The sequence below is a fragment of the Kutzneria sp. NPDC051319 genome, from assembly GCF_040682195.1.
Classification (GTDB): Bacteria; Actinomycetota; Actinomycetes; order Mycobacteriales; family Pseudonocardiaceae; genus Kutzneria.
Window position 1 is genome coordinate 167,393 of the sequence record NZ_JBFBAM010000001.1, and the last position, 25,729, is coordinate 193,121.

General features: G+C 69.3%; 28 protein-coding genes. 16 read left to right on the plus strand and 12 right to left on the minus strand.

Annotation, left to right across the window (positions count from 1 at the left end; all coding sequences use genetic code 11):
* Nucleotides 1-8: 8 nt before the first annotated feature.
* Nucleotides 9-1,223 carry an acetyl-CoA C-acetyltransferase gene (locus AB0M73_RS00770; protein WP_363885281.1) on the minus strand — a complete coding sequence of 405 codons (1,215 nt, stop codon included), beginning with the start codon at nt 1,221-1,223 and terminating at the stop codon, nt 9-11.
* A 132-nt stretch (nt 1,224-1,355) separates the two neighbouring features.
* On the opposite strand from AB0M73_RS00770, the gene AB0M73_RS00775 reads away from it, so the two are divergent.
* Nucleotides 1,356-2,108, plus strand: coding sequence for a GNAT family N-acetyltransferase (locus AB0M73_RS00775; RefSeq protein WP_363885283.1), 753 nt, complete (start codon nt 1,356-1,358; stop codon nt 2,106-2,108).
* On the opposite strand, the gene AB0M73_RS00780 is transcribed toward AB0M73_RS00775, so the two are convergent.
* The 3 genes from AB0M73_RS00780 to AB0M73_RS00790 all read right to left on the minus strand — a co-directional run bounded on the left by AB0M73_RS00780 (nt 2,101) and on the right by AB0M73_RS00790 (nt 5,925).
* The gene (locus AB0M73_RS00780) at nt 2,101-3,678 is read right to left on the minus strand and encodes a beta-N-acetylhexosaminidase (protein WP_363885285.1); all 1,578 of its coding nucleotides are present in this window, start codon (nt 3,676-3,678) and stop codon (nt 2,101-2,103) included. The genes AB0M73_RS00775 and AB0M73_RS00780 overlap by 8 nt on opposite strands.
* A 90-nt stretch (nt 3,679-3,768) precedes the next feature.
* Nucleotides 3,769-4,602 carry a DUF3800 domain-containing protein gene (locus tag AB0M73_RS00785; RefSeq protein WP_363885286.1) on the minus strand — a complete coding sequence of 278 codons (834 nt, stop codon included), beginning with the start codon at nt 4,600-4,602 and terminating at the stop codon, nt 3,769-3,771.
* 147 nt (nt 4,603-4,749) lie between these two features.
* Nucleotides 4,750-5,925, minus strand: a complete 1,176-nt coding sequence (locus AB0M73_RS00790) for a cytochrome P450 (protein WP_363885287.1) — start codon at nt 5,923-5,925, stop codon at nt 4,750-4,752.
* Nucleotides 5,926-6,011: 86 nt separating this feature from the next.
* On the opposite strand from AB0M73_RS00790, the gene AB0M73_RS00795 reads away from it, so the two are divergent.
* A complete protein-coding gene (locus AB0M73_RS00795; RefSeq protein ID WP_363885288.1) occupies nt 6,012-6,617 on the plus strand; it encodes a TetR/AcrR family transcriptional regulator in 606 nt (201 codons plus the stop codon).
* Nucleotides 6,618-6,628: 11 nt separating this feature from the next.
* Here the strand turns inward: AB0M73_RS00795 and AB0M73_RS00800 are convergent, their stop codons facing one another.
* Together AB0M73_RS00800 and AB0M73_RS00805 are read right to left on the minus strand one after the other, a co-directional pair.
* Nucleotides 6,629-7,294 (minus strand): VC0807 family protein, encoded by a 666-nt coding sequence (locus AB0M73_RS00800; protein ID WP_363885289.1) that lies wholly within the window; start codon nt 7,292-7,294, stop codon nt 6,629-6,631.
* Nucleotides 7,291-8,628: a carotenoid oxygenase family protein gene (locus AB0M73_RS00805; protein WP_363885290.1), complete on the minus strand. Its 1,338-nt coding sequence runs from the start codon at nt 8,626-8,628 to the stop codon at nt 7,291-7,293. The genes AB0M73_RS00800 and AB0M73_RS00805 overlap by 4 nt, the downstream gene beginning before the upstream one ends.
* 179 nt (nt 8,629-8,807) lie before the next feature.
* On the opposite strand from AB0M73_RS00805, the gene AB0M73_RS00810 reads away from it, so the two are divergent.
* Nucleotides 8,808-9,566, plus strand: a complete 759-nt coding sequence (locus AB0M73_RS00810) for a VOC family protein (RefSeq protein ID WP_363885292.1) — start codon at nt 8,808-8,810, stop codon at nt 9,564-9,566.
* A gap of 79 nt (nt 9,567-9,645) precedes the next feature.
* Here AB0M73_RS00810 and AB0M73_RS00815 read toward each other — a convergent pair whose 3' ends face one another.
* Nucleotides 9,646-10,137, minus strand: coding sequence for a hypothetical protein (locus tag AB0M73_RS00815; protein ID WP_363885294.1), 492 nt, complete (start codon nt 10,135-10,137; stop codon nt 9,646-9,648).
* Nucleotides 10,138-10,206: 69 nt separating this feature from the next.
* A complete protein-coding gene (gene pabB, locus AB0M73_RS00820) occupies nt 10,207-12,141 on the minus strand; it encodes an aminodeoxychorismate synthase component I (RefSeq protein WP_363885296.1) in 1,935 nt (644 codons plus the stop codon).
* Nucleotides 12,142-12,345: 204 nt separating this feature from the next.
* Between pabB and AB0M73_RS00825 the strand changes: the two genes are divergently transcribed.
* The 10 genes from AB0M73_RS00825 to AB0M73_RS00870 are packed head-to-tail and all read left to right on the plus strand — an operon-like array spanning nt 12,346 to nt 21,020.
* Complete coding sequence (locus tag AB0M73_RS00825) at nt 12,346-13,092, plus strand: ABC transporter permease (protein WP_232241084.1); 747 nt, start codon at nt 12,346-12,348, stop codon at nt 13,090-13,092.
* Nucleotides 13,093-13,094: 2 nt separating this feature from the next.
* Nucleotides 13,095-13,883 carry an ABC transporter permease gene (locus AB0M73_RS00830; RefSeq protein WP_363885298.1) on the plus strand — a complete coding sequence of 263 codons (789 nt, stop codon included), beginning with the start codon at nt 13,095-13,097 and terminating at the stop codon, nt 13,881-13,883.
* Between the two features lie 14 nt (nt 13,884-13,897).
* Nucleotides 13,898-14,908, plus strand: a complete 1,011-nt coding sequence (locus AB0M73_RS00835) for an MCE family protein (protein WP_363885300.1) — start codon at nt 13,898-13,900, stop codon at nt 14,906-14,908.
* Nucleotides 14,905-15,879 carry an MCE family protein gene (locus tag AB0M73_RS00840; protein ID WP_363885301.1) on the plus strand — a complete coding sequence of 325 codons (975 nt, stop codon included), beginning with the start codon at nt 14,905-14,907 and terminating at the stop codon, nt 15,877-15,879. Before AB0M73_RS00835 ends, AB0M73_RS00840 begins: the two co-directional genes overlap by 4 nt.
* A 7-nt stretch (nt 15,880-15,886) precedes the next feature.
* The gene (locus AB0M73_RS00845) at nt 15,887-16,870 is read left to right on the plus strand and encodes an MCE family protein (RefSeq protein ID WP_363885302.1); all 984 of its coding nucleotides are present in this window, start codon (nt 15,887-15,889) and stop codon (nt 16,868-16,870) included.
* Complete coding sequence (locus tag AB0M73_RS00850) at nt 16,867-17,955, plus strand: MCE family protein (protein ID WP_363885303.1); 1,089 nt, start codon at nt 16,867-16,869, stop codon at nt 17,953-17,955. The genes AB0M73_RS00845 and AB0M73_RS00850 overlap by 4 nt, the downstream gene beginning before the upstream one ends.
* Entirely contained in the window at nt 17,952-18,896 is a 945-nt protein-coding gene (locus AB0M73_RS00855; RefSeq protein WP_363885304.1) for an MCE family protein, read from the plus strand. Before AB0M73_RS00850 ends, AB0M73_RS00855 begins: the two co-directional genes overlap by 4 nt.
* On the plus strand, nt 18,896-20,065 hold the full coding sequence (locus AB0M73_RS00860; RefSeq protein ID WP_363885305.1) for an MlaD family protein: 1,170 nt from the start codon (nt 18,896-18,898) through the stop codon (nt 20,063-20,065). Before AB0M73_RS00855 ends, AB0M73_RS00860 begins: the two co-directional genes overlap by 1 nt.
* A complete protein-coding gene (locus AB0M73_RS00865) occupies nt 20,041-20,550 on the plus strand; it encodes a hypothetical protein (protein ID WP_363885307.1) in 510 nt (169 codons plus the stop codon). The genes AB0M73_RS00860 and AB0M73_RS00865 overlap by 25 nt, the downstream gene beginning before the upstream one ends.
* Nucleotides 20,547-21,020 (plus strand): hypothetical protein, encoded by a 474-nt coding sequence (locus AB0M73_RS00870; protein WP_363885309.1) that lies wholly within the window; start codon nt 20,547-20,549, stop codon nt 21,018-21,020. The genes AB0M73_RS00865 and AB0M73_RS00870 overlap by 4 nt, the downstream gene beginning before the upstream one ends.
* On the opposite strand, the gene AB0M73_RS00875 is transcribed toward AB0M73_RS00870, so the two are convergent.
* Nucleotides 20,965-22,152 (minus strand): multidrug effflux MFS transporter, encoded by a 1,188-nt coding sequence (locus AB0M73_RS00875; RefSeq protein ID WP_363885310.1) that lies wholly within the window; start codon nt 22,150-22,152, stop codon nt 20,965-20,967. The genes AB0M73_RS00870 and AB0M73_RS00875 overlap by 56 nt on opposite strands.
* Nucleotides 22,153-22,195: 43 nt before the next feature.
* Between AB0M73_RS00875 and AB0M73_RS00880 the strand changes: the two genes are divergently transcribed.
* The 3 genes from AB0M73_RS00880 to AB0M73_RS00890 all read left to right on the plus strand — a co-directional run bounded on the left by AB0M73_RS00880 (nt 22,196) and on the right by AB0M73_RS00890 (nt 24,365).
* Entirely contained in the window at nt 22,196-22,684 is a 489-nt protein-coding gene (locus AB0M73_RS00880) for an N-acetyltransferase family protein (RefSeq protein ID WP_363885312.1), read from the plus strand.
* 66 nt (nt 22,685-22,750) lie between these two features.
* Nucleotides 22,751-23,734: a hypothetical protein gene (locus AB0M73_RS00885; protein ID WP_363885313.1), complete on the plus strand. Its 984-nt coding sequence runs from the start codon at nt 22,751-22,753 to the stop codon at nt 23,732-23,734.
* Between the two features lie 43 nt (nt 23,735-23,777).
* A complete protein-coding gene (locus AB0M73_RS00890; RefSeq protein WP_363885314.1) occupies nt 23,778-24,365 on the plus strand; it encodes an oxidoreductase in 588 nt (195 codons plus the stop codon).
* Here AB0M73_RS00890 and AB0M73_RS00895 read toward each other — a convergent pair whose 3' ends face one another.
* The 3 genes from AB0M73_RS00895 to AB0M73_RS00905 all read right to left on the minus strand — a co-directional run bounded on the left by AB0M73_RS00895 (nt 24,366) and on the right by AB0M73_RS00905 (nt 25,729).
* Nucleotides 24,366-25,235: a lytic murein transglycosylase gene (locus tag AB0M73_RS00895; RefSeq protein ID WP_363885316.1), complete on the minus strand. Its 870-nt coding sequence runs from the start codon at nt 25,233-25,235 to the stop codon at nt 24,366-24,368.
* Nucleotides 25,236-25,316: 81 nt separating this feature from the next.
* Nucleotides 25,317-25,517 carry a hypothetical protein gene (locus AB0M73_RS00900; protein ID WP_363885318.1) on the minus strand — a complete coding sequence of 67 codons (201 nt, stop codon included), beginning with the start codon at nt 25,515-25,517 and terminating at the stop codon, nt 25,317-25,319.
* A gap of 20 nt (nt 25,518-25,537) precedes the next feature.
* Nucleotides 25,538-25,729, minus strand: coding sequence for a hypothetical protein (locus AB0M73_RS00905; protein WP_363885320.1), 192 nt, complete (start codon nt 25,727-25,729; stop codon nt 25,538-25,540).

Sequence of the window (25,729 nt, forward strand, 5' to 3'; positions counted from 1 at the left end):
CTCGTCCCTCAGATGCGCTCGACGATGGTGGCGAGGCCCATGCCGCCGCCGATGCACAGGGTCACCATTCCGTACCGCAGCTCGCGGCGCTCCAGCTCGTCCACGACCGTGCTCAGGATCATCGCGCCGGTCGCGCCCAGCGGGTGGCCCAGCGCGATCGCGCCGCCGTTGACGTTGACCTTCTCCCACGGGATGTCCATGTCCCGCATGAAGCGCAGCACCACCGCCGCGAACGCCTCGTTCATCTCGACCAGGTCGATGTCGTCCACCGTCAGCCCGGCCTTGGCCAGTGCCTTGCGGCAGGCCGGGGCCGGGCCGGTCAGCATGATCGTCGGGTCCGCGCCGCTGACCGCCGTGGCCACGATGCGGGCCCTCGGCGTGAGGCCGAAGTCCTTGCCGATCTGCTCGCTGCCGATCGCCACCAGCGCCGCGCCGTCCACGATGCCCGAGGAGTTGCCGGCCGTGTGCACGTGGTTGATGCGCTCCACCCAGTGGTACTTCTGCAGCGCCACCGCGTCGAAGCCGCCCATCTCGCCGATGCCCGCGAACGAGGGCTTCAGCTCGCCGAGGCCCTCCAGCGTGGTGCCCGGGCGGATGAACTCGTCACGCTCCAGCACCGTCAGGCCGTTGCGGTCGCGGACCGGCACCACCGAGCGGTCGAAGTAGCCGTTGCTCTGCGCCTTCGCCGCGCGGGCCTGCGACTCCAGGGCGTAGGCGTCCACGTCCTCGCGGGAGAAGCCCTCGATCGAGGCGATCAGGTCCGCGCCGATGCCCTGCGGCACGAAGCTCGTGTCATAGGCGGTCTCCGGGTCCATCGCCCAGGCGCCGCCGTCCGAGCCCATCGGGACCCGGGACATCGACTCCACGCCGCCGGCCAGGATCAGGTCGTCCCAGCCCGAGCGCACCTTCTGCGCCGCGATGTTCACCGCCTCCAGGCCCGAGGCGCAGAACCGGTTCAGCTGCACGCCCGCCACCGTGTTCGGCAGGCCCGCGGCCAGCGCCGCCGTCTTGGCGATGTCGGCGCCCTGGTCGCCGACCGGGGTCACACAGCCCAGCACCACGTCGTCGATGCGGGCCGGGTCGAGGTTCGGGTTGCGGGTGCGCAGCTCGTCGATCAGGCCGACGAGCAGGGATACGGGCTTGACCTCGTGCAGCGACCCGGTCTGCTTGCCCTTCCCCCGCGGGGTCCGGACCGCGTCGAACACAAAAGCTTCAGTGCTCATGGCTGTGGCGCCTCCTGGCTCGGGCATCACGGTCGACGGTAGCGCCGCCCCAAGTAACAATCAATCCGGCCTGCATGTATCACATACCGCCCGGAATGTGAGTTGGGTCTCCCCGATCGATACTGTCACCGCATGCGCACGCCTGCCGACATCGTGGACTTCCTGATCGGCTTCTCCGGGCGGCAGGCCACGGATGTGATCGAGGTGCCCGGCGGGGTCGCGGTGCGCCACCGGGAGTTCCCCTCCTCGTACAACAACAACCGGGTCCTGGTGCGCGGCCCGGTCGATGCGGGGGAACTGCTGGCCGCGGTGGACGAGGTGATGGCCGACCTGGACTACCGGGTGATCGTGTTCCTCGACGACGAAGCGGGCCGGGCGTTCGCGCCGGCGGCGGTGGAGGCGGGATACACGCCGCACGAGCTGGTGCCGATGCGGTTCGAGGGAGCCGTCCCGCCGGCGCCGTCGGTGCGGGTCGAGTCGCTGAAGCTGCCGATGATGATCGAGGCGCTGCGGCGGAACTGGCGGGCCGACGAGCCGGAGCTGGCGGCGGACGAGGTGGAGCAGCTGGCCACGCGGATCGCGGTGCGGCGACAGGGCGCCGACGAGGTGCACTTCCTCGGCGTGATGGCCGACGGCCATCCGGTGGCGTGGGCGGATCTCTATCTGCACCAGGGAATCGCGCAGATCGAGTACGTGCTGACCGTGCCCGGGCACCAGGGCCGAGGCTACTCCACGGCGATCATGCGCGAGGCGCTGCGACGGGCCCGTGACTGCGACACGGTGTTCCTGTTCGCCGACGGCGAGGACTGGCCCCAGAACTGGTACGGCCGACTGGGGTTCACCCCAGTCGGCCGTTTTCACGAGTACGTCAGGACAGCTACTTGACCCACGGCACCTGCGGGGAGGCGTAGAAGTTCACGCCCTGCGCCTTCCAGCGCGGTCCCTGCGCGGCCAAACGGTTCTTGAACGTGTTCCAGTCGTGCGTGGCGGCCTGCGACCAGCCCAGCTCGGCCAGCTCGGCCAGGCGCGGGAACGCCATGTACTGGATGTCGGCCAGCTTGACGATCGTCTCCGTCCACAGAGGACCCTCGACGCCGTTGACCACGTTGGCGTCGACGCCGGTCAGGTACTTGCCCGGGTCCCAGTTGTAGGCGGTCTTGGCCTCGATCAGGCCGGCCCAGTCCTGGCCGAGCGGCGTGCTGGAGGTGTACTTCATGTCCAGGTAGGCCAGATTCGCCGGGGACAGCACGAAGTGCGTGCCCTTCTTGGCCGCCGCCTGCACGGCCGCGTTGGTCGGCGTGGTGTCCCAGTACTGGCCGATGGTCGAGGGCAGCAGGGCCGCCTTGCTGATGTCGTGCCAGCCGATGGCGATCTTGCCGTGGTTGGCCACGATCTGCTGCACCTTGCCCACGAACGTCTTGTAGTCGGTGTCGGTGGTGGACTGCGACTCGTCGCCGCCGATGTGGATGTACGGGCCGGGGGTCAGCGCCGCGATCTCGCCGATGACGTCGTCGAGGAACTTGTAGGTGACGTCCTTGGACACGCACAGCGTGCTGAAGCCGACGTCGGTGCCGGTGTAGAGCGGCGGGGCCACGCCGTTGCAGTTCAGCTCCGCGTACGAGGCCAGTGCGGCGTTGGTGTGCCCCGGCATGTCGATCTCCGGGATGATCGTGATGTACCGGCTCGCCGCGTACGCCACGATGTCCTTGTACTGCGCCTGCGTGTAGTAGCCGCCCGCGCCGCCGCCGACCTCGGTGCTGCCGCCGTAGGTGGCCAGCCGCGGCCAGCTGTTGATCTGCAGCCGCCAGCCCTGGTCGTCGCTCAGGTGCAGGTGCAGGGTGTTGACCTTGTACCGGGCGATCTCGTCGATGTAGGTCTTGACCGTGTCCACGCCGAAGAAGTGGCGGGCCACGTCCAGCATCGCGCCGCGGTAGCCGAAGCGGGGATGGTCGCTGATCTTGCCGCCCTGGATCGTCCAGGGGCCCGGCTGCTTGGTGCTGGCGTCGATGCTCGCCGGCAGCAGCTGGCGCAGCGTCTGCACGCCCTCGAACAGGCCCGCTGGCTTGTTCGCCGTGAGCACCACCGAGGCGCCGTTCACCGTCAGCTGGTAGCCCTCGTCGCCGAGCGAGGCGTTCGGGGCGACCGTCAGCTGGATCGGGTCCACGGCGCGGGCGATGAACGAGTGGTCCACCGGCAGCGCGAAGCCCGTGGCCGGGCGCAGCACGCCGGCCAGGTAGTCGCCGACCGACGCCGCCTGGCCGCCGGCCGCGATCCTGGCGCCGCTGCCCAGCGTGAACGTCGAGCTCGCCTGGGTCGCCGACGCGGGCGCCGGCACCACGCTGGCGTACGGCACCGCCTTCGGCTTCACCGGAGCCGCCTGCGCGGCTGCCCCCGTCGTCCCGAGCATCGTGATGGCGGCGGCCGCGACAACCAGCCGCCGGGGGATCGTTGACATGTCTGGGTTGTCCTCCCGAGCGGGGACCTGGACAGGCGGCGGAAGCCCATTGGATACAGCCCCTCAGCGGACTGTCAAGGTATAGACCACTCAGGGAGCAGAGCTGAACAGCAGCGACCCGGTTCGTTTGCCCCCTCCGTCACTGACGACCAGGCCACCACGCCAGCGGCCGGTCTCGTCGCGGTACCGGAACTGCAATTCCCGCAGCGCCTCGCCGTGGTCGTCGCGTACCCGGTGGTATCGCCCGGACGAGTGAACAGAAACGCATTTCGTACCGTATGCCACGGCCGCCATCGGAAACACGAGAGTGGAGGCGAGCAGGTCGGCGATCTGGATGCCGACATGGTTGCGGCTGTCGGAGAACAGGGGCACCTCCAGCATGGACGGATACGGGTCGCCGGCCACCCGGTACTTCTGCGTGAATATCGAGTGCGCGACCCGGGAGTTCGCGTCCGGGGTCCGGCCGTCGGCGATGAGCAGGCCGGTGGAGCTCCGCTCGATCAGATACTGGGAGAAATGCTTTGCTATGTCCTGGGCGGCGTAGCAGTAGGTGGCGTCCGGCTTGAGTCCCTTGCCGGGGCGCTTGACCCAGATGCGGCCGACCACCTTGCCGTCGTAGCGGTTCACCAGGTCGATCAGGGCCCGCTGGATCAGCGACGCCTGCCTGCGCTTGTTGCGGGAGTCGCTGCGGACCATTTGCAGGACTTCGTTGCCCTTGAGCTCGTTCAGTACCTCGTCCAGCGTCAGACCGGTGTTGAAGCGGCGAGGGAAGTACTGCCGCTTGAGGGTCAAGAAATCACGCGTGAGGCCGGGAACAGCGCCGGCCTCGACGATAAGACCGAGAATCACCATCACTGGAGTCGAGTTAATTCCCCGATCGGGTGATTCTGAGCCGCCGGACTCATCGAGATAGCAGAAATGCACATGGGCAACATAGCGTACGAAAGCACTAAGGCCGCCCCGAGGGGCGGCCTTAGGATGTGATGTTCGGTCGTTCTGACCTATGCACCGGTACAGCCGTTTCTGCCGCCAAGCATACCCACTACGCCATCCGGACGCAAACCCCAAGGCTCAAGCGCGGACGTGCAGGGCGGAGACGCCGCGCAGGATGAAGTGGTCACGGTAGGCGGGCTGTTCGTCGACGAGTTCGAGCGCGGGCAGGGCGGTGGCGAGGCCGGCGAGGGCGAGCTGGCCCTCCAGGCGGGCCAAGGGGGCGCCGAGGCAGAAGTGGATGCCCTGGCCGAAGGAGACGAGGCGGCCGGACTGGCGGGTGAGGTCGAGGCGGTCGGGGGCGGGGAACGCGGCGGGGTCGCGGTTGGCGGCGCCGAGGATCATGGAGACGATCTCGCCGGCGGCGACGGGGTGGCCGGCGACGGTGGTGTCGGCGAGGGCGACGCGGGAGACGAACTGCACGGGGGAGTCGTAGCGGAGCAGCTCCTCGGTGGCGGACGGAGCCAGGGAAGGGTCGTCCCGCAGGAGCTGGAGCTGCGAAGGGTTGCGGAGCAGGGCTAGGGCGCCGTTGCCGATGAGGTTGACGGTGGTCTCGTGCCCGGCGACAAGCAGCAGCGCGAGGATGTCGAGCAGCTCCTGCTCGTCGAGCTTGTCGCCGTCCTGCTCGGCGGCGACGAGGCCGGTCAGCAGGTCGTCGGCGGGCCGGCCGCGGCGGGCGGCGATGAGCTCGCGGAAGTAGTTGTCGAACTCGAGTTTGGCCTGGTCACGGCGGACGAGCTGGTCGGGCGTCTGGAGGAAGTCGGGGTCGATGCCCCGGGCCATCTCCTCGGACCACCCGCTGAACCGGCTCTGGTCCTCGACCGGCACGCCGATGAGCTCGCTGATGACCATCACGGGCAGGGGATAGGCGAAGCCGCTGATCAGGTCGAACTCGCCGCCGTCCCGCAGCGGGACCAGCAGCTCGGTCACCCGCTGCTCGATGCGGGGCCGCAGCTCGCGGATGACCTTGGGCGTGAAGGCCCGGCTGACCAGGCCGCGGAGCCGGGTGTGGTCGGGCGGGTTCAGGGTGAGGAACGACAGGTGGTCGGAGCCGTTGATGCCGTCGCCGTGCCCGAGTTTCTGGTCGCGCAGGGCGGCCTCGCAGTCGGCGTGGCGGGTCAGCGTCCAGATGCCCATGGGGCTGTGGTGCACGGGATCGGTCTCGCGCTGCCGCCGGTAGACGGAGTACGGGTCGGCCCGGAAGCCGGGGTTCAGCGGGTCGAAGCCGAACGGCGTCTCGTCCACGGTCAGCGTCATGGCTCCACTGTGGCCCCGCCTCCGGCCCAGAGTCAACACGGTGTCGAAAAAAGTCGTCACGGTGTCTGAAAGGGTAGGATCGGCTGGTGTCCGCACCTGTCCGCCGCAAAGGGCCCAGCAAGGGAGACCGCAAGCAGGAAGCGCTGCTGGAGACGGCGGAGCGGCTGCTGGCGACCAAGCCGCTGGCCGAGATCGGCATCGAGGAGCTGGCCCGTGGCGCCGGCATCTCCCGGTCCAGCTTCTACTTCTACTTCGAGTCCCGGCAGGCGATGCTGCTGGCGCTGCTGTCCCGCGTCTCCGACGACCTGGTGACGCAGGTGGTCGAGTGCTGGCTGGAGCCCCAGTCGGACATGCGCACGACGGTCGGCATGAGCATCGGGCTGGCCGTGCAGATGTGGGACGAGCACGGCGCGGTGCTGCTGGCGGCGCAGAACCCGGACGCCCCGCCGGAGGCCCAGGAGTTCATGGCCGATCTGAACGGCCGGCTGGTCGCGGCGACCGAGGACATGATCGACCGCAATCGCGCGACGGGGGCGGCCCCGGCGGGACCGCCCTCCGCTCACTCGCTGGCCACCATGCTGGTGGGCATGACCGAGCACACCATCTCGCACAACGCGGGAGCGCTGGACCGGGACGAGCTCGTGGACACGCTGACCGCGATCTGGCACCGCGCGATCTTCGCCGCGGACTGAGGACCGAGTGCCTACGCCTCGGTCGGCGCGGCCTGAGCCTGGTGCGCGGCCTGGAGTTCGGCGAACCGGGCCTGCGCGCGGGTGGCGTACCACTTGTTCCACACGGCCAGCAGCACGAACACGGCGATGATCATCACCGTCGACACGGTGACCATGACCTCCACCGGCAGCACGAAAACCAGCGGAATCCGCAGCAGAGCCTCGAAAATCAGCCCGAAGCCCCACACCGCCGACATCACGGTGAAGCTGCGCCGGAACTGCGGCATGGTCGCCCACAGCTGCGCGAACTCGGCCTCCCGGGCCGGCTGCATGCGCAGCGCCGCGAAGTAGACGAGCGGCTTGCCCATCAGGCAGCTGACCAGGAAGGCGACGCCGGCGACGAAGGTGCCGGCGGACTCCTTCACCAGCAGGAACCGCACATCGCCGGTGACGAACGACAGCACGAGGCCGACGGTGAACACACCGACCATCACGGCCGAGAACAGCTCGAACTTGCGGTGCCGGGCCGCCACGAACAGCGTGCGCAGCAGGGCGATCAGCGAGCCGGCCAGCAGAGCCACGAAGTCGCTCGCCCCCAGCCAGTGCGCGACGAAGTAGGTCAGCGCCGGCACCCCCACGTCCACCAGCAGCGACCTGAGGATCGTCAGCACGCCGGGCGCCTTCGTGGACTCGCTCATCGCGACAGTTCTCCGTCCGAGATCCAGGACCCGTGGAAGCCGGCCGGCACCCGACGGGGCAGTTGCACCGAGGCGACCGGCTTGGCCGCCACATCGGTGGCATCGTGCACGAGCAGTTGGGAGGCGACGGTCGGATCGGTGTTGGTGACGATCGACAGCAGCCAGCCCTCATCCTCCCCGGCGGAGGCCTCGGCCGGGACGAAAACTGCCTCACCGGCCCGCCAGTTTGCCCCGAGCTCATGCCGGGCGATCTGGCCGCGGTCGCTGTCGTACTTGATGATCGCGTTGTCCGACACCGCGTACAGGTAGCGGTTGGGCAGGCCGACGCGGCGGTCGTCGACGGTCGGGAACTCGGCGCTGCCGTCGTCCAGCTGCTGCTCGGTGACCTTGCCGGTGGCCGGGTCGAGGATCCAGCGGTGCAGCTTGCTCACGGCCGCGGCGGCGGCCTGCTCGGCCTGCGGCGTCGCGCCGCCGGTGCGGGACCAGGTCTTGAACCAGGCCTCGCGGCTGTACCGGATGGCGTCCAGCACGACCCGCCCCTGCTCGTCCTCGCGGGCGTTGCCGACGTGGAAGACGTAGCACGGCTCGACCTCGAACCACTGCACGGTCGCGCTGTCCTTGCCCATCACGCCGATCCGTGACGTGTACTTGTCGTTCCACTGGTAGGGCATGCCGCGGCCGACCATCTCCCTGTCGAACACGATCGGCAGGTCCAGCCACACGATGTTGTTCTTGGTGACGGCGAAGTCGTGCATCATCGTCGGGCCCGGCACCTGAACCGGGAAGCTGGTGACCAGCTCGCCGTCGGCCGAAAGCCGGTGGTAGGTCAGGAAAGGCGGCCGGACGCTGTAGTCGAACAGGTGCAGCTCGCCGGTCTCCGGATCTTCCTTGGGGTGGGCGGTCATGCCGGTGGTGAGGCGGCCGCCGAAGTCGCACGGCCCGATCGTGTCGAGCTCGGGCGTCATCTCGTACGGGTAGCTGGTCTCCATCAGCGCGAAGATCTTGCCGCCGTGCTCGATGACGGAGGTGTTGGCGGCGCCGGCGGCCAGGTCGACCGTGCCGTCCGGGCGGTGGAAGGGCGCGTTCTTCGTGCGCACCCAGCGGTTCCGGTACCACTCGGCCCGGCCCTGGTCGAGGCGGATGCCGTGGATCATGCCGGCGCCGATGAACCAGTGGCCGGGGTCGTCGCCGGGGCGCGGGTTGGGGCCGTTGCGGAAGTAGCGGCCGGTCAGCTCGGTCGGCAGCGCGCCCTCGACGGGCAGGTCGAAGGCCTGGATCTCGTCGTCGACCGGGGCCAGGTGCCCGGTCAGGTAGTTCGGGGTCGGTTCCGTCATATCCCAACGGTGACACGTAGGCCATGACATGTCAACAGTGACATGACAGGCCTGATGGGTGGGCACCGAGCGTCAATTCGACGGGCGGATCCGGTGACGTCGTCAGGTTGGCTGACACCGCCGCCGTCGACCGCTGGCAGAGTGGGGCCGATTCGTCGGCCGGAAGCGGAGGTCCGCCCATGCCCGAGGCGAGCGCGTACGCGCGGGGAGTGCCGTGTTGGATCGACCTGTCCTGCACGGACATCAATGCCAGCAAGGAGTTCTACACGGCGCTGTTCGGCTGGGAGTACTTCGTCGGCCCGTCGGAGAGCGGCCACTACACGCAGGCGCTGCTCGGCGGGAAGTCCGTCGCCGGGATGATCCAGCGGGCCCCCGACCAGGCCGACATGCCCGTCGCGTGGACGACGTACCTCAAGGCCGACGACGCCGACCTCACCCACAAGGCCATCGTCGAGCACGGCGGCCAGCCGATGACCGAGGTCATCGACGTCATGGGGGAGGGCCGGATGATCGTCGCGGCCGATCCGACCGGCGGCGTGTTCGCCGTCTGGGAGCCCGGCCGGCACATCGGCTCACGCGTGGTGAACGAGCCCGGCAGTGTCGTCTGGAACGAGCTGTCGACGCCCAACGCCCCACGGGCGCGGGAGTTCTACTCGGCGGTGTTCGGCCTGGAGATCGGGGATCGGATGCCGGAGTTCGACTTCACGTCGATCAGGGCCGACGGTCGGGACGTGGGCGGGATCTTCACCGTGCCCGACGCCCAGCCGGAGTGGCGGGTCTACTTCGCCGTGGCCGACACGGACGCCACCGCCGCCATCGCCGACAGCAACGGGGCCACGGTCCTCGTCCAGCCCAAGGACACCCCGTTCGGCCGCATGTCCGTGATCCAGGACCCCCAGGGCGCCGTCTTCGCCCTCATGTCCACCCCCCAATCCTGAGCCCCTCAGTCCTGAACCCCCTGATGCAGGGAAGGACGCCTTACCCTCGTTCATCGCGGGTAAGGCGTCCTTCCCTGCATCAGCTGACCAGGGCCGGGGCGGGGCCGTGGTCGGCGGGGGCGTTGCCGCCGCCGCTGCCGGCGTCGCTGTCGCCGTCGTCGTGGCCGCCGCCACCGCCCAGCAGGCCGCTGAGCAGGCCGGACAGGGAGTCGAGCAGGCCGCTGACCAGGCCCGTCACCGAGTCGAGGATGCCGCTGCGGGGCTGCGGGCCGGCGAGGGCGTCGGCCAGCTGGGAGCGCTGCTGCTCGGCGTGGCCGAGGCACATGGCGACGGCCGGGCTCATGGCCTGGCGGTCGACGTCCTTGCGGACCTGGGCCAGGGCGGGGGCGAGGTCGGTGACGGCGGCGCGCACGGCGTCGACGTCCTTGGCCTGCCAGGCGGCGGCGAGACGGTCGCGGCCCTGCTGAACCTGCTGGGCCAGCGTCGGGGTGCTGGCCTGGGCCAGGCCGGAGACGCCGAGCACGGCGGCTACCAGCGTGGCGGCGATGATCCCGACAACGGTCTTGGGCATCGTTGACCTCTGGGTGGGTGTCGGAACAGGACGCGCTCATAGTTGACCCGTGAAGCACTTTTCGCCGTTCTAGATCACCCGATCGGGGAACTCCGCCTGGAAGAGGGCCAGCAGAGCCGTGGCCTTGACCGCGGTTTCCTCGTATTCACCGTCCGGATTGGACAGTGCGACGACGGCCCCGCCGACGCCGTAGGAGACCTGGCCGGGCGTGACGACGGCGGTGCGGATCACCACGCTGAGGTCCACCGCGCCGCTGAGCGAGAAGTAGCCGACGGCCCCCGAGTAGACGCCACGGGCGGAGCCCTCCAGCCGGTCGATGATCTGCATCGTGCGGATCTTGGGCGCGCCGGTCATGGAGCCGGGCGGGAAGGCGGCGCGCACGCAGTCCACGGCCGAGGCGTCGGGCCGCAGCCGAGCGGTGATCGTCGACACGAGCTGGTGCACGGTCGCGTAGCTCTCCACGTCGAACAGCGTCGGCACGCGGACGCTGCCGACCTCGGCCACTCGGGCCAGGTCGTTGCGCACCAGGTCGACGATCATCAAGCTCTCGGAGCGATCCTTCTCGCTGGTCCGAAGTTCCTCCCGCAGCAACGCATCTCTTCCACGGTCGGCGCTGCGCGGTCGGGTTCCCTTGATGGGCTTGGATTCCACGACACCGTCGGCGTCGATGCGCAGGAATCGCTCCGGTGACGTGCTGAGGATGTGCATGTCGCCGAACTTCAGCAGCGCGCCGAAGGGGGCGGGGCTGGTGCGCCGCAGGAATCGGTAAGCCTGCCAAGGATCCACGTCGGTGTCGACGGTGATCCGGTTGGTTAGGTTCACCTCGTACGTCTCGCCCTCGACGATGGCCTGCTGGCAGGCGGTGATGGCGTCGAGGTACTGCTCCCGGTCGTGCCGCAACGAGATCGGTGTCGGTCCGGATGCTTCGGCAGACCCGAGGTCCACATCGGACAGATGGTCCAGTAGGGAGAGCTTCGAAGGGTCGAGTGCGAGCATGTACGTGGTGTTCTCGACGTGATCGAAGACCACGGCGTGATCGGCGAACATCATGGCCGCGTCCGGATAAGGCGACCGGTGGGCGGCATCGCCGCCGCACTCCGACTTCAGCTCGTAGCCGAGATAGCCGACCCACCCCAGCGTGAAGTCGAACGGCACGTCCGCGATCGCCTTGACGCCACCGAGTTCGGCGGCGAGCCAGTCGAAGAAGGACCCGTCGACATCGGCGGGCGTGACGCAGCGGGACGCGGAGCCCATGATGGAGAACCGCCCGATCCCATTGCTGTCCAACCAGAACGCGTGCTCGGACCGGCGGAACAGCTGATCGAACACGGACTCCTGGTCCATCAACGTGTCCATCCGGCGCACATGGACGGCGAGCGAAGCACGCTCCGGCCTCGCAGAAAGAGTGCTGATCACCGGCCGAGAAGGCCGCACGGGCGTCAGGTCGGCGAAGTTGCGCAGCAGCCGGTGCCCGTGCTCCGTGCGGATGGACTCGGGATGGAACTGCACGCCCCACAATGGTTTCGTCCGGTGCCGCAACCCCATCAGCACGCCGTCCGGCGTCCACGCGGTCGGCTCCAGCGACTCGGGCAGGTCGGTCACGGCGAGCGAGTGATAGCGCACGGCCCGGAACGGCGACGGCAACCCGGTGAACAGCCCGGTCCCGTTGTGCTCGACCGGCGAGGTCCGCCCGTGCCGGGGCTCGTCGGCCCGCCCGACCTTGGCGCCGTGCAGATGGGCGATCGCCTGGTGGCCGAGGCACACGCCGAGCAGGGGCAGCTCGCAGCGGGCGATGAGCTCACGGCACAGGCCCAGGTCGGCCTGGTGTTCGGGCGTGCCGGGCCCGGGCGACACCACGACGTTGTCGAACTCGGCCAGCAGCCCGACGGTGAGGGCGGGATCGTCGTTGCGCAGCACGCTCGGCGCGCACCCGGTGACCTCGGCCAGGTAATGGGCCAGGTTGTGGGTGAACGAGTCGTAGTTGTCGACCAGCAGCGTCCGCACGCGGCGACGGTAACCGACCGGGCCGGTCGCGGGTACGGATTGTGCGCCACCGAACGGCGGTTATCCCATGACCGAATGACCGTTCACCACTTCGGGCGACCGAGCGAAAACACGCTGTCAGCAAACGGTGCACCAAAGACTGAGTGCAACTCACCAATTAGTGGCTGGGGTATACAAGTCGACGGCCTCGGGAAGGGAGGCGTCGTGCTGCGCAAACCGGCCGCCGCGATCGGCGGTTTCTATGCCACCTCGCTCGACTCGGTCCGGTTCGCGTTCCGCCGTCCCTTCCAGGTCCGCGAATTCGTGCGCCAGTCGTGGTTCATCGCCGGCGTGTGCCTGGCCCCGACCCTGTTGATGTCGATTCCGTTCTGCGTCATCACCGTCTTCCAGCTCAACCAGCTGCTGATCGAACTGGGGGGCGCCGACCTGTCCGGCGCGGGCGCCGGCCTCGGCGTCGTGCGCGAGATCGCGCCGCTGGTCAGCGCCCTGGTCGTGGCCGGATCCGGGGCCACTGCGATCTGTGCCGACCTCGGCGCGCGCAAGATCCGCGAGGAGATCGACGCGGTCCGCACGCTGGGCCTGCACCCCGTGCACCGCCTGGTCGTGCCGCGCGTGCTGGCCGCGACGGTCGTCGCGCTGTGCCTCAACGGCATGGTGACGCTGGTCGGCCTGCTGGCCGGCTACGTGTTCTCGGTGTACGTCCAGCACGCCAGCCCGGGCCTGTTCATGGCCAACCTCACGCTGCTCGTCGGCCCGAAGGACTTCCTGGTCAGCGAGTTCAAGGCCGCCGTGTTCGGGCTGCTGGCCGGGCTGGTGGCCTGCCATCTCGGACTGACGGCCAAGGGCGGCCCGAAAGGCGTCGGCGACGCCGTCAACCAGACCGTGGTGTGCGGATTCCTGCTGCTGTTCCTGGCCAACAGCCTGATCACCGCGTTGTTCCTGAGGAGCTGACGATGCTGGGTTCGATCGGCCGCCAACTGGAATTCCACGGCCGCGTGTACGCGAAACTGCCGAGTGCGCTGCGCAAGTACCGGCGGGAAGTGCTCCGGCTGCTCGCGGAAACGAGCATGGGCACCGGCGGACTGGCCGTGATCGGCGGCACCGCGGCCGTGGTGGCGTTCATGACAGCGGCCGTCGGCGTGGAGGTCGGCCTCCAGGGCTACGCGGCGCTGAACGACATCGGCGCGGGCGCTCTGGCCGGCTTTCTCTCCTCCTATGCCAACACCCGCGAGGCGGCCCCGCTGATCGCCGGCATCGCCCTGACGGCGACGGTCGGCGCCGGCTTCACCGCACAGCTGGGGGCGATGCGGGTCAGCGAGGAGATCGACGCCCTTGAGGTGATGGCCATCCCGTCGCTGCCGTTCCTGGTGAGCACGCGGATCATCGCCGGCCTGCTGGCCATCGTGCCGCTGTTCGCGCTGGCCGTGCTGTCCTCGTTCACGGCCACCAAGTTCATCGTCACGGTCGGTTTCGGCCAGCCGGCCGGCACCTACCAGCACTACTTCGACGTCTTCCTCAATCCGACGGACCTGTTCTGGGCCTTCGCCAAGGCGCTGATGATGTCGGTCGTCGTCATGTCCGTGCACTGCTACCACGGCTTCACCGCGCGCGGCGGTCCCGCCGGCGTGGGCATCGCGGTCGGCCGGGCCGTGCGAACGTCGCTGGTGGTGGTGCTGCTGGTGGACATGGCGGTCGACTTCACCGTGTTCGGCAACGCCTCGACAGTGCACATCGCCGGATGAGGGCACATCGCCGGATGAACCGCCACAGCGTGCTCGGGGCCGCCTTCGTCGTCGCCGTGCTGGCGGCGTCGGCGCTGGTCGCCGCGCAGTTCCAGGGCGCGCTGGACCGGGTCATACCGATCACCGTGCTGGCTGACCGCGCCGGGCTGCTGATGGATCACGGGGCAGAGGTGAAGGTCCTGGGCGTCACAGTCGGCACGGTCCGCAGCGTCACGCCGACCGCCGATGGGGCGGAGCTCGGCGTCGGCCTCTACCCGGACGAGGCCGTCAAGGTGCCTGCGGACGTCACGGCCAATGTGGTGCCGCTGACCATCTTCGGCGCCAAGTACATCGAGCTGATCAGGCCCGCGCAGCCGTCGCCGCCGATCAAGGCCGGTGCAGTGATCGGTGGCAGCCGCGTGGCGGTGGAGATCAACGAGACCTTCGAGCACGTGCTGGGCCAGCTGAAGGCCATCGAGCCGAGCAAGTTCAACCTGGCCCTGACCGCCGTCGCCGATGCCTTGCGGGGCAACGGGGAGAAGCTGGGCGAGTTGTCCACCAACCTCGACGACTACCTCGGCCAGATCGATCCCAGCCTGCCGGCGCTGCACGACGACCTGGTCAAGGCCCCGGCGGTGCTCGACACGTACACGGCGGTCGTGCCGGACGCGATCCGCATCGGCGACAACCTCGGCGCCACCAGCGACACCCTGGTCTCGGCCCCGCTGGCAACCTTCCTTTTGTCCCTGACCAAGTTCGGCAACCAGAGCGGCGACTTCCTCGGCCGGCTGGACCAGCCGCTGACCGAGGCGTTGCAGATCAGCCGGCCGACCGCCGGCCTGCTGGCCGACTACGCGGCCATGTTCCCTTGCCTGTTCCAAGGCCTCGACCTCAACCGGCAGTTGTTGAGCCGCAACAAGGACAGCGGCCTGCACGTCGACATCGCGGTCGGCCCCGGGGCGAAGCCGTACCAGTACCCGCAGGACCTGCCGCAGATCCGGCCGGGCACCGGGCCCAGCTGCCATGGAATGGCGGCCGGCCGGTGAAGTTCCTCGTCTTCTTACTCGTCAGCGTCGCCGCCGCAGTCCTGGTCGGCGTCACCCTGAGCGGCCGCGCGCCCGACGGACCGGCCGACGACTACCACGCGATCTTCGCCGACGCCTCGAACCTCGTTGCCGGCGACGAGGTCCGGGTCGCCGGCATTCGCGTCGGCACCGTCGGCGAACTGTCCATAACGGACGCCAACCGGGTCCTGGTCACGTTCTCGGCGCAGCGAACCGTCGCCATGACCACCGGCACTCACGCGGCCGTGAAGTACAAGAACTTGGTCGGCGACCGCTACCTGGAGCTGACCGCCGGCGACGGCCCGGTGCAGGCCCCGGACGGCACGATCCCGGTCGGCCAGACCGCGCCGGCCCTCGACCTGGACGCGTTGTTCAACGGTTTCAAGCCTTTGCTGGCCGCCCTGTCCCCGGAGCAGGTCAACTCCGTGTCCGGTGAGCTGGTGACCGTGTTGCAGGGCGAGGGCGGCACCATCGACGAGCTGCTGGCCGCGCTGGCCTCCGTGACGTCCACCTTGGCCGATCGCGACCAGGTGATCGGCGACCTGGTCACGAACCTCGACGCCGCGCTGACCAAGGTGAACACCACCGAGCTGGGGCAGCTGGTCACCCAGTTGCAACAGCTGGTCGGCGGACTCGACGCGAATCGGGACCAGATCGGCGACGCCGTCACCCACATCGACACGCTGACCGGGAGAACGGCCCAGCTGCTGGGAGTTGTCCGAGAGCCGCTGCACGACGACATCGGCCGCCTCGGCCAGCTCTCGACCACCTTGAACGCCAACAAGGACAGCCTCACCGCCGCCCTGACCGCGCTCCCGGACGCCTACCAGCGGCTGTCCCGCGGGGCGGCCTGGGGCGGCTACTTCAACGTCTACCTGTGTGGTCTCGGCATCAAGCTCGCGGACCCGATCGCACTGCGCAGCGGCATCGCCCGCTGCCGGCCGACGAAGTGAGGGCGGCATGACAAGGACCTTCGCCGAACGAGATCCGGTCAAGCTGGGCGTGATCGGCACTGTCGGGCTCGTCACGGCGATCGTCGGCGCCTTCGTGGTGCCGACGGCGTTCGGCGGGCGGCACTTCGTCGCGGAGTTCACCGAGGTCGGCGGCCTGGGCAGCGGCGACCCGGTGGTGGTCTCCGGGCTGAAGGTCGGTTCCGTCGACGGCGTCGACCTGGACGGCGATCACGTCGACGTCACCTTCTCCGTGGCGGACAAGCACGTTCGGCTCGGCGACGACACCGCCGCCGCGATCAAGGCCGAGACGGCCCTGGGCCGCAAGGAACTCGCGCTGACGCCGGCCGGATCCGGCGAGCTGCAACGGATCCCGTTGAGCCGCACCACCGTGCCCTACGACGTCACGGATGCGCTGTCGGACGTCACGTCCCAGGTGTCGCAGGTGGACACGGCCAAGGTGTCGAGCGCCCTGGATACCGTGTCGGACACGTTCAAGGACACGCCGCCGGAGGTGAAGGCCGTGCTGGACGGCCTGAGCCGGGTCTCGCAGACCGTGAATTCCCGCGACGCCGCGCTGCGGGACCTGCTGCTGCACGCCAACAACGTCAGCGGCGTGCTGGCCCAGCGCAACGATCAGCTGGTCAAGATCCTCACCCAGGGTTCGACGCTGCTGGCCGAGCTCAACCAGCGAGGGGCGGCGATCCGGTCCCTGCTCACCAACTCCGTCGCGGTGTCCGACCAGCTCAGCGGCCTGGTGGCAGACAACAACGCCCAGCTCGACCCGGCCCTCAAGCAGCTGGACGACCTGTTGACCGTGTTGCAGCAGAACCGGGACCACCTCGACCAGGTCCTCGACCGGACCGGACCGCTGGTCCGAGAGATCGGCGAGGCTGTCGGCTCCGGGCCGTTCGTCGACACCCAGGTCGGCAACCTCGTGCCGACCAATCTGGTGCCGCTGCTGCCGGAACTGCTGGCCAGGGGAGGAAAGTGAACCTGCACCGGCTGACCGTCGCCGCTGTGATCGCGGCCCTGCTGGCCTCGACCGTGTACGTCGTGCTGAATCCGGGCGGCCGTCGGACCGCGACCCTGGAGTTCACGCGGGCGGTCAACCTGCACTCCGGCGACGACGTGCGGGTGCTCGGCGTGCGGATCGGCGAGGTGACGTCGGTGCGGCCGGATGGTGATCACGTCGCCGTGGCCATCGGCTACGACCGGCCGGTGCCGGCCGGGGCCAAGGCGGTCATCGTCACGCCGAGCGTGATCAGCGGCCGGTTCGTGCAGCTCACGCCCGCGTACACCGGCGGCCCGGTGCTGGCCGACGGGGCCGTGGTGCCGAAGGACCGCACGGCGGTGCCGGTCGAGTGGGACGACCTGAAGGATCAGCTGACCAGGCTGTCCACGGCGTTGGCGCGGAACGGATCCCTGCCCAAGGCCATTGACACCGCCGCCGCGAACCTCCAGGGCAACGGCGGTTCCATCCGGCAGACGATCACCGATCTCAGCAAGGCGGCGAGCACCCTGGCGGCCGGCAGCAAGGACCTGTTCGGCACGATCAACAACCTTCAGGTGTTGGCCAGTGCCCTCAACGGCGCCGACGAACAGGTGCGGCAGTTCAGCACGCAGCTGGCGGCGATCGCCAAGCTGTTGGACGACAACAAGACCCAGCTGTCGGCAGCGCTGACGGCGTTGGACAAGGCCACCGCCGAGGTCGCGGACTTCGTGGCCCACAACGCCGATCGGCTCGGGACGACCGTGGGCCGGCTGGCCGACGTGACGAAGATCCTCGCCGACGACCGGGCCCAGCTGGCCGAGATCCTGCACCAGGCCCCGACCACGCTCACCGACACGTTGGCGATGTTCGACCCGACGACCAACACCTTGCAGGCCCGGCTGGCGATCAACAACACCCAGGACCTGGCCGGCTTCACCTGCATCACGCTGTTCTCCCTCGGCGGAACGCCCGAGCAGTGCCGCCAGACGCTGGATCCCTTGCTGCACATGCTGAACATGAATACGGTGCCGATCGCCCTGAACCCGCCGAGCCTGCCGACCCTGTTGCTGGGCGGCGGCCGATGAGGATCGTGCTGGCAGTGGCCCTGGTGCTCGGCCTGACGGCCTGTGGCGGCGACACGTTCGCCGTGCGGGCGGAGTTCGCCAACGTCGCCAACCTGGTGCCGAACGCCGAGGTCAAGGTGGACGACGTCACCGTCGGCCGGGTCAGCGATGTGCGGTTGGACGGCTGGCACGCGCAGGTGACCCTTGAGCTGGACGAGGGCGTGCGGCTGCCGGCCAACGCCACCGCCAAGATCGGCCAGAAGAGCCTGCTCGGGGCCGAGTACATCGAGCTGGACCGGCCTTCCGACGCCCAGGGTCAGCTGCGTGGTGGCGACCTGATCCCGTTGACCAGGACCGATCGCTACCCCGAGACCGAGGAGCTGCTGGCCGGCTTGTCGTTGTGGCTCAACGGCGGCGGGCTGCAGAACCTGCGCACGATCTACACCGAGGTCGACAAGGCTCTCGGCGGCCGCGAGCAGACCACCCGCGACCTCCTGGACAAGCTCCACACCTTCACCACCAGCCTGGATCACCAGAAGGCCGCCATCGTCGCGACCATCGACGCCCTGGACCGGCTGTCGAAACCCCTGGCCGCGCAACGGGATCAGCTGGCCCAGGCGATCGATCACGTCACGCCCGGCATCACGCTGCTGAACCAGCAGCGTGCCAACCTCACCGACGCCCTGCGGTCGCTGACGTCGTTCTCGACCGTCGCGACCAGGGTCATCGACCACACGCAGAACGATCTCCAGGCCGACCTCGCCGACCTCAAGCCGATCCTGGGCAACCTCGTCGCGGCCGGCGACGCCTTGCCGAAGTCCTTCGACGTCGCCGGCACCCTGCTGTTTCCGTTGTCCACGTTCAGCAACAGCTTCCGCGGCGACTTCGTCAACGTGTACGCCTCGGTCGACCTGTCCTTGCAGGCGGTCAACCCGCTGCTGGCCCCGTTGGGCGGTCGCTGATGTTCAGCCGCCTGGTCCGCGTCCAGCTCGCCGTCTTCACGGCGCTGACGATCTTCGCCCTGTCGGTGATCGCCGTCGACTACCTCGGCCTGACCGGCGGCAAGTACACCGTCACCGCGGCGTTTTCCGACGCTTCCGGGTTGTACCAGGGCGCCGAGGTGACCTACCTCGGCGTCCAGGTCGGCAAGGTGGCCTCGATGGATCTCGGCGCGGACGGCGTGCGGGTCGTGATGTCGTTGGACGAGCCGGTTCCGGCCGAGTTGCGGGCCGAGATCCACAGCACGTCGGCGATCGGCGAACAGTACGTGGACCTGTCGCCGACCGGAGACACCGTCAAGAAGGCTGTGGACGGCACCACGATTCCCGTCGATCGCACCAAGCCGATGACGCCGACGGACGCTCTGCTGTCCAGTGTGGACTCGTTGGCCAAGGCGGTGCCGACCGACCGGCTCCGGACCGTGCTGACCGAGGTGACCACGGCGTTCCAGGGCTCCCACGACGACCTCCGGCAACTGCTCGACCAGGCGTCCCTGCTCGTCCACGACGCCACGGTCGACGTCGGCCCGACCACGACCCTGATCTCCGGGCTCGGGCCCTTCCTCGACACCCAGCACGACCTCGACGGGCAGACCCGTTCCTACACCAGGGATCTCGCTTCGTTCACCGACCAGCTCCGGCTCAGCGACGACGACCTGCGCCGGCTGGTCGACACCGTGCCGGGCTTCGACGATCAGCTGCTGGGCCTGCAGGACCGGCTCAAGCCGACGCTGCCCATGCTGCTGGGCAACATGATCGCCACCGGCCAGGTCGTGCGCACCTACCTGCCGGGTGTCGGGCAGTTCCTCTCCGACTACCCGGCGACGGTCGCGATCATCCAGAACATGCTGCTCCAGCACAACGGCGACATCGCCGCCACGCTGCGGCTGAACATCAACGACCCGCCGCCGTGCACCACCGGCTTCCTGCCGAACCCACAGCGGCGGGATCCCAGCGACACCACGGACGTCGCCGCCCCACGCGACCTGTACTGCAAGGTCGCGCCGGCCGATCCACGGGTGGTGCGCGGCGCGCGGAACACACCGTGCCTGAACGCGCCCGGTCAACGCGGCGCGAGCCCCGAGCAGTGTCAAGAACAGGAGCTCACATGGCAGAAGTTGCTCGTGAAGTAGTGCCGTGGCGCAGACGGATCCTCCAGGCCGCAGCGCTGGTGCTGGCGGCCGGGCTCGTCGCCGCCGCGACCCTGTTGCTGCTTCAGCTGAACGACGCCAACGCCGACGAGGACAGCCGCCAGTCGGCGTTGCAGGTGGCCCGCCAGGTCGCCGTCGACCTGACCACGGTCAGCAAGGACACCGCGCAGCAGGACGTGAGCCGCCTGATGGGCGCGGCCACCGGCTCGTTCAAGGACCAGTTCGCCCAGCAGGCGGACGTGTTCCGCAAGGTCGTGCAGCAGGCTTCCGTGACCTCCAAGGGCACCGTGGCCGAGGCCGGCGTGAGCAGCGTCGACGGCGACACGGTCACCGTGCTGGCCGCGGTCTCCGCCACCGTGCAGAACGCCGACGCGCCCACCGGCGAGCAGCGTCAGTACCGGATGAAGATGCAGCTGCACCACGAGGGAGACCGCTGGCTGGTCTCGGATCTGGAGTTCGTGCCGTGAGACTCGTCAGATGGATCGCCGCGGCGGCGGTCATCGGCCTGGGGGCCTCGACCTTCCTGCTGTACCAACGGGTCGAGCAGGCGTCCGAAGTGGACTCGGCCCGGCAGTCGGCGATCCAGGCCGCGCGGATCCGGTTGCCGCAGCTGCTGTCGTACGACTTCCACACGCTGGACCGGGACCTGTCCGGCGCCCGCGCCGGCACCACCGGAGCCTTCCGGGACCAGTTCGCCGAGCTGACCACCAAGGTCGTCGCCCCGGCCGCGCAACAGCAGCAGATCGTCACCAAGACCACCGTGGCCGGCACGTCCGTGGTCAGCGCCGACGCGGATCGTGTGGTGCTGCTGGTGTTTCTCGACCAGGTCACGCAGACCAAGGCCGACCCGTCGTCACGGATCGACGGCGCCCGGGTGCGGGCTACCCTGCAACGGCAGGACGGTCAATGGCTGGTTTCCGCGTTGACGCCCGTGTGAGCAACGCGAAAGCCAGCACGGCGGCGACCGCGACGGCAGTCATCACCACGCCCATCGACACCGCCGTGCTGGCCAGCGGCGCGGCCACGCCGCCGATCAGGAACTGCGCGGTGCCCAGCAGCGCCGAGGCATTGCCGGCCTTGTCCGGGTGATCGTTCATGGCCAGCGCGGTGGCGTTCGGGAACACGACGCCGACGCTGGCCGCCAGCACGAACAAGGCCGGCAGCACGCCCGGCAGCCCGAGTCCGGCTAGCACGGAAACCAGCAGCGCCAACGCCGAGACGACCGTGCCGACGAGGCCGGCGGCCAGCAGCGGGCGGGGCGGGAAGCGGCCGAGCAGCCAGCTGTTGAGCTGGCTCGCACCCATGATCGCCAGCGAGTTCACGCCGAACACCAGGCTGAACAGCGGCGCCGACAGGCCGTAGGTGTCCTGGAGCACGAACGAGGAGCCCGAGATGTACGCGAACAGCGCGGCGAAGGCCAGCGCGCAGGACAGGGCGTAGCCCAGGAAAACCCGGTCCACCAACAGGGATCCGATGGACAGGCCGCCCCGATGCCGGCGTTCGCCCGGCAGTGACTCCTTCAGGGACAGCGTGGTCATGACCAGCAGGAGCAGCCCGATCACCGACAAGACCACAAAAACGCCGCGCCAGGTCGTCCAGTGCAGGACCACCGCGCCCAGCGCCGGCGCGACCACCGGGCCGAGGCTGTTGACCAGCATCAGCAGCGAGAAGAACTTGGCCAGCTCGCGGCCGTCGAACAGGTCACGCGCGACGGCCCGGGAGATCACGATGCCGGCCGCGCCGCCCATGCCCTGCACCAGCCGCAGGATCGTCAGCGTCGTCGCCGACGGCGCGAAGATGCAGGCCGCCGAGGCGACCAGGTAGATCACCAGCCCGACCAGCAGCGGCCCACGCCGGCCCAGCCGGTCCGACAGCGGGCCGGCGATCAGCTGGCCCACGGCCAGGCCGATGGTGCACGCGGTCAGCGTCAGCTGGATGTCCGACGGCGACACCGTCAGCTCGCGCGCCATCGCCGGAAAGGCTGGCAGGTACATGTCGATGGACAGCGGCGCGAACGCAGACAGGCTGCCCAGCACGACCGCCAACCAGGCCGTTTTCCCCTTCGTCACAATTGGGGAGGATACGTCCCCCGAATGGGGTAGCGTCCGATCCATGATGGCCATCACGTCGATGCTGCCCGTCCACTCGGACTCCGTGCTCGATATCTACCAGCTGGGCATCGACGCTGGTCAGGCCACCTTCGCCACCGAGGCGCCGAGTTGGGCGGAATTCGACTCGGGGCACCTGCCGGCGCATCGGTTCGTGGCCTTGGACGGGGACCAGGTGCTGGGGTGGATCGCCTGTTCACCGACGTCCAAGCGGGCTGTGTACGCCGGGGTCGTCGAGGAGAGCGTGTACGTCCATCCGGACGCCAGTGGCCGCGGGGTCGGACGGGCGCTGCTCAACGCCGTGATCGCCAGCACCGAGGCCGCGGGTGTCTGGACGCTGCGGGCCGGGATCTTCCCGGAGAACGCCGCCAGCCTGGGCCTGCACGAGAAGCTGGGCTTCCGGGTGGTCGGCGTCCTGGAGCGGGTCGGGCAGTTCCGCGACGGTCGCTGGCGTGACGTCGTGCTGCTGGAGCGGCGCAGCACGGTCGTCTGACCGTCCCAAATGGACCATGACATCTGTCGTGGGTGTCGGGCCGGTGGCGGTGCCAGACTCGGTGTCATGCGAGCCAGGGGAATCAACTACGACACCGGTTTCACGCCCGGCGGCAAGCTCAGCCGGACCGTGTTCGAGCCCGAGCAGGTGCGGCGCGAGCTGCGGATGATCGCCGACGAGCTGCACTGCACCGCCGTCCGGATCAGCGGCGCCGATCCCGCGCGGCTGTCCGTCGCCGCCGAGTACGCGGCCGAGGCCGGGCTCGAAGTGTGGTTCGCGCCTTTCCTCTGTGACCTGACGCCGGACGAGATGATGCCCCTGCTCGTGGACTGCGCCGACCGGGCCGAGGCTCTGCGCCTGACCGGGGCCGAGGTCGTGCTGGTCCTCGGCTGCGAGATCAGCTTGTTCGCCAAGGGTTTCCTGCCCGGCGACGACGTGTATGCGCGCATCGACGGCATTATGAGCGGCAAGCCCGAGACCTATGCCGCCTTCGCCACCGCCCCGGCCGCCGTGACCGCCTTCCTCGCCAGCGCCGTCGCCGCCGCTCGGGCGCGCTTCGGTGGGCGGATCACCTACGCCTCCGGTCCGTGGGAGGACGTCGACTGGTCGCCGTTCGACATCGTGTCTGTGGACGCCTACCGGGACAAGGACAACGCCGGCACCTTCCGTGACGACCTCGCCTCGCGCCTCAAGCACGGCAAGCCCGTCGCCGCCACCGAGTTCGGCTGCTGCACCTACGTCGGCGCCGGCGAGCGCGGCGGCACCGGCTGGATGATCGTCGACGACAAGACCGATCCGCCGTCCATCAACGGCGACTACGTCCGTGACGAGCAGGAGCAGGTCCGCTACCTCCAGGAGCTCTTGCCCGTCTTCGAGGAGGTCGGCCTCGACGCCGCCTTCTGGTTCACCTTCGCCTCCTACAACGCCCCGCACGGCCCCGATCCTCGGCACGACCTCGACATGGCGGCCTATGGCGTTGTCATGGTCACCGACGAGGGTCTCGTGCCCAAGGCCGTCTTCGCCGCCCTGGCCGAGGCCTACGGCTCCTGACTCTTCGGCCTTCGCCGAACCGTTGCCGCACTACCGTTTCCGTATGGATCTGGAACTGCCCGTGCCGCAGCCCGCGCCTTCCATTGCCTGGCTACGGGCCATGGTGGCCCGCTTCAGCTCCGGTCCCGACCATGCGCGCCGACGGGCCCTGGTCGTCGCCGAACTAGCCAAGATCGATCCGGCCGAGCTGCGCCGGCTGGCGGAGGAGACGTCGTGCAGCGGGGCAGAGGTATTGGCCCTGGCCATGGGGGTCGAGGTCGGCGGCGACATCGCCGAGGCGGCCCGGGCCTACCACCCCCACACCGTCGCCGACGAGGCCGCCGATCGGGCCGTGGCCCGTCTGGTCTCGGCCTTCGGCGGCGTGACCGACGAGCTGACCGCCGCACGGATCAGCCTTCTGGTACAGGCCTGCGACTCCACGACGGCGTTGGTTGCCAATGCCCGCAACCATTCCAGCGTAGAGGAGACGCTACAGGTCGATCCGCCACTGCGCTCGACCCGTCGCGTCCGGAACGGCGAGGTTGTGATGGTGAGCCTCGATGGGCATCCGTTCGGGGCCGGCACCCACGAATGCCCCGGCCGCGAGCACGCGATCGCTCTGGCGGAGGGAATCCTGGCCCGCGCCGCCTAGCTATTTCTTCCCCAACAACGCTCCTACGTCCCCCAGCAATCCACCCAGCACTGTGCCCACCACATTCGGAGGCGTCGTCGTGGTCGTGCTGGGCGGCGGCGTGGTGGTAGTGGTCGCCGGCGGCGCGGACGTTCCGGTGGTGGGCGGCGGGGCGGCCACCGTGACCGGGGCGGCGGCCAGGACAGCGGGAATGGTGGTGACACCGCCGGAATAAGTGGTGATCCACTGGAACACCTCGGCCAGGTAGGCGCCGGAGTGGTTGTAGCTGAGGACGGCATTGACCAGGTCGCCGTTGAGGGCGAGGTCACGGCGGTCGGCGCAGAGGTAGTCGGCGGCGGAAGCGGTGGCGTCCCAGACGTTCTGAGGGTCGGCGGTGCCGTCGTGGTTCTCGTCGACGCCCCAACGGGCCCAGGTGGAAGGCAAGAACTGCATGGGACCGACGGCATGGGTGCCGTCGAGGACCTCGGGCCCGAAGATGGGCTCGGTGACGGTGCCCCGTTCGTCGACCTGGCCGCCACGGGCGTGGTTGGACTCGACCTTGCCGATGGCCGCCAGGACCGGCCAACGCAGGTGGCACGACGGGGTACGTCCGGCGGCGTGCTGGTAGGCGGCGAGCAGGACGGCGGGAATGCGGTTGTCGGTGACGGTGGCGACGGGCCTGAAGGCGACGACATGGTCCGGCCGGACGACCTGGACGTCGGCCCGCTGGTGGGGAGCAGGGGCGGGTGTGACGGGGACGACGTGGTCGGGGACGGCGGAGGCGACCGGATGGGCGTCGACGACGGCGAGCGGCGGGGTGGTGCTGGCCACGCAGGTGACGGCCAGCACTCCGGCCAGCGCGACCAGGCCGGTCGAGGCACGGCGGGACAAGGCGACAACTCCAATCAGGGGGAGAAAAGGACCGTGGCCCGGCGGGACGACGGGCCGGGCCACGGTGGGTCTTCAGACCGCTCAGAACAGGCGGCCGACCGCCTGCGACACGGACTGCAGTGCGCCGAGCGGGGGCACGCCGAGCAGGGTGAACGTCCAGATGTTGTTGAGGGAACTGGTGTCCGGCTGGTCGACGACGGTCACGCCGTCGGCCAGCGCGGGGGAGGCGGCGCCGATGAAGGCGGCGGCCACCAGGGTGGTGGTGACAAGAGCCTTGCGCATGACGGGAATTCCTTTCCTGGTCAGCCGCTGATGAGCTTCAGCAGGCCGTCGACGGGGGCGAGGGCGGTGGTGGGCAGGCCCACCGTGGGACCGAGCAGCGAGCCGACGTCGACGCCCGGCAGGGCCCAGATCGGGAGGGTGTCGGCGGAGGCCGAGCCGGCCCCGACCGCGAGCAGTGCGGCGGTCAGCACGCCGATGGCAACAGCCTTCAT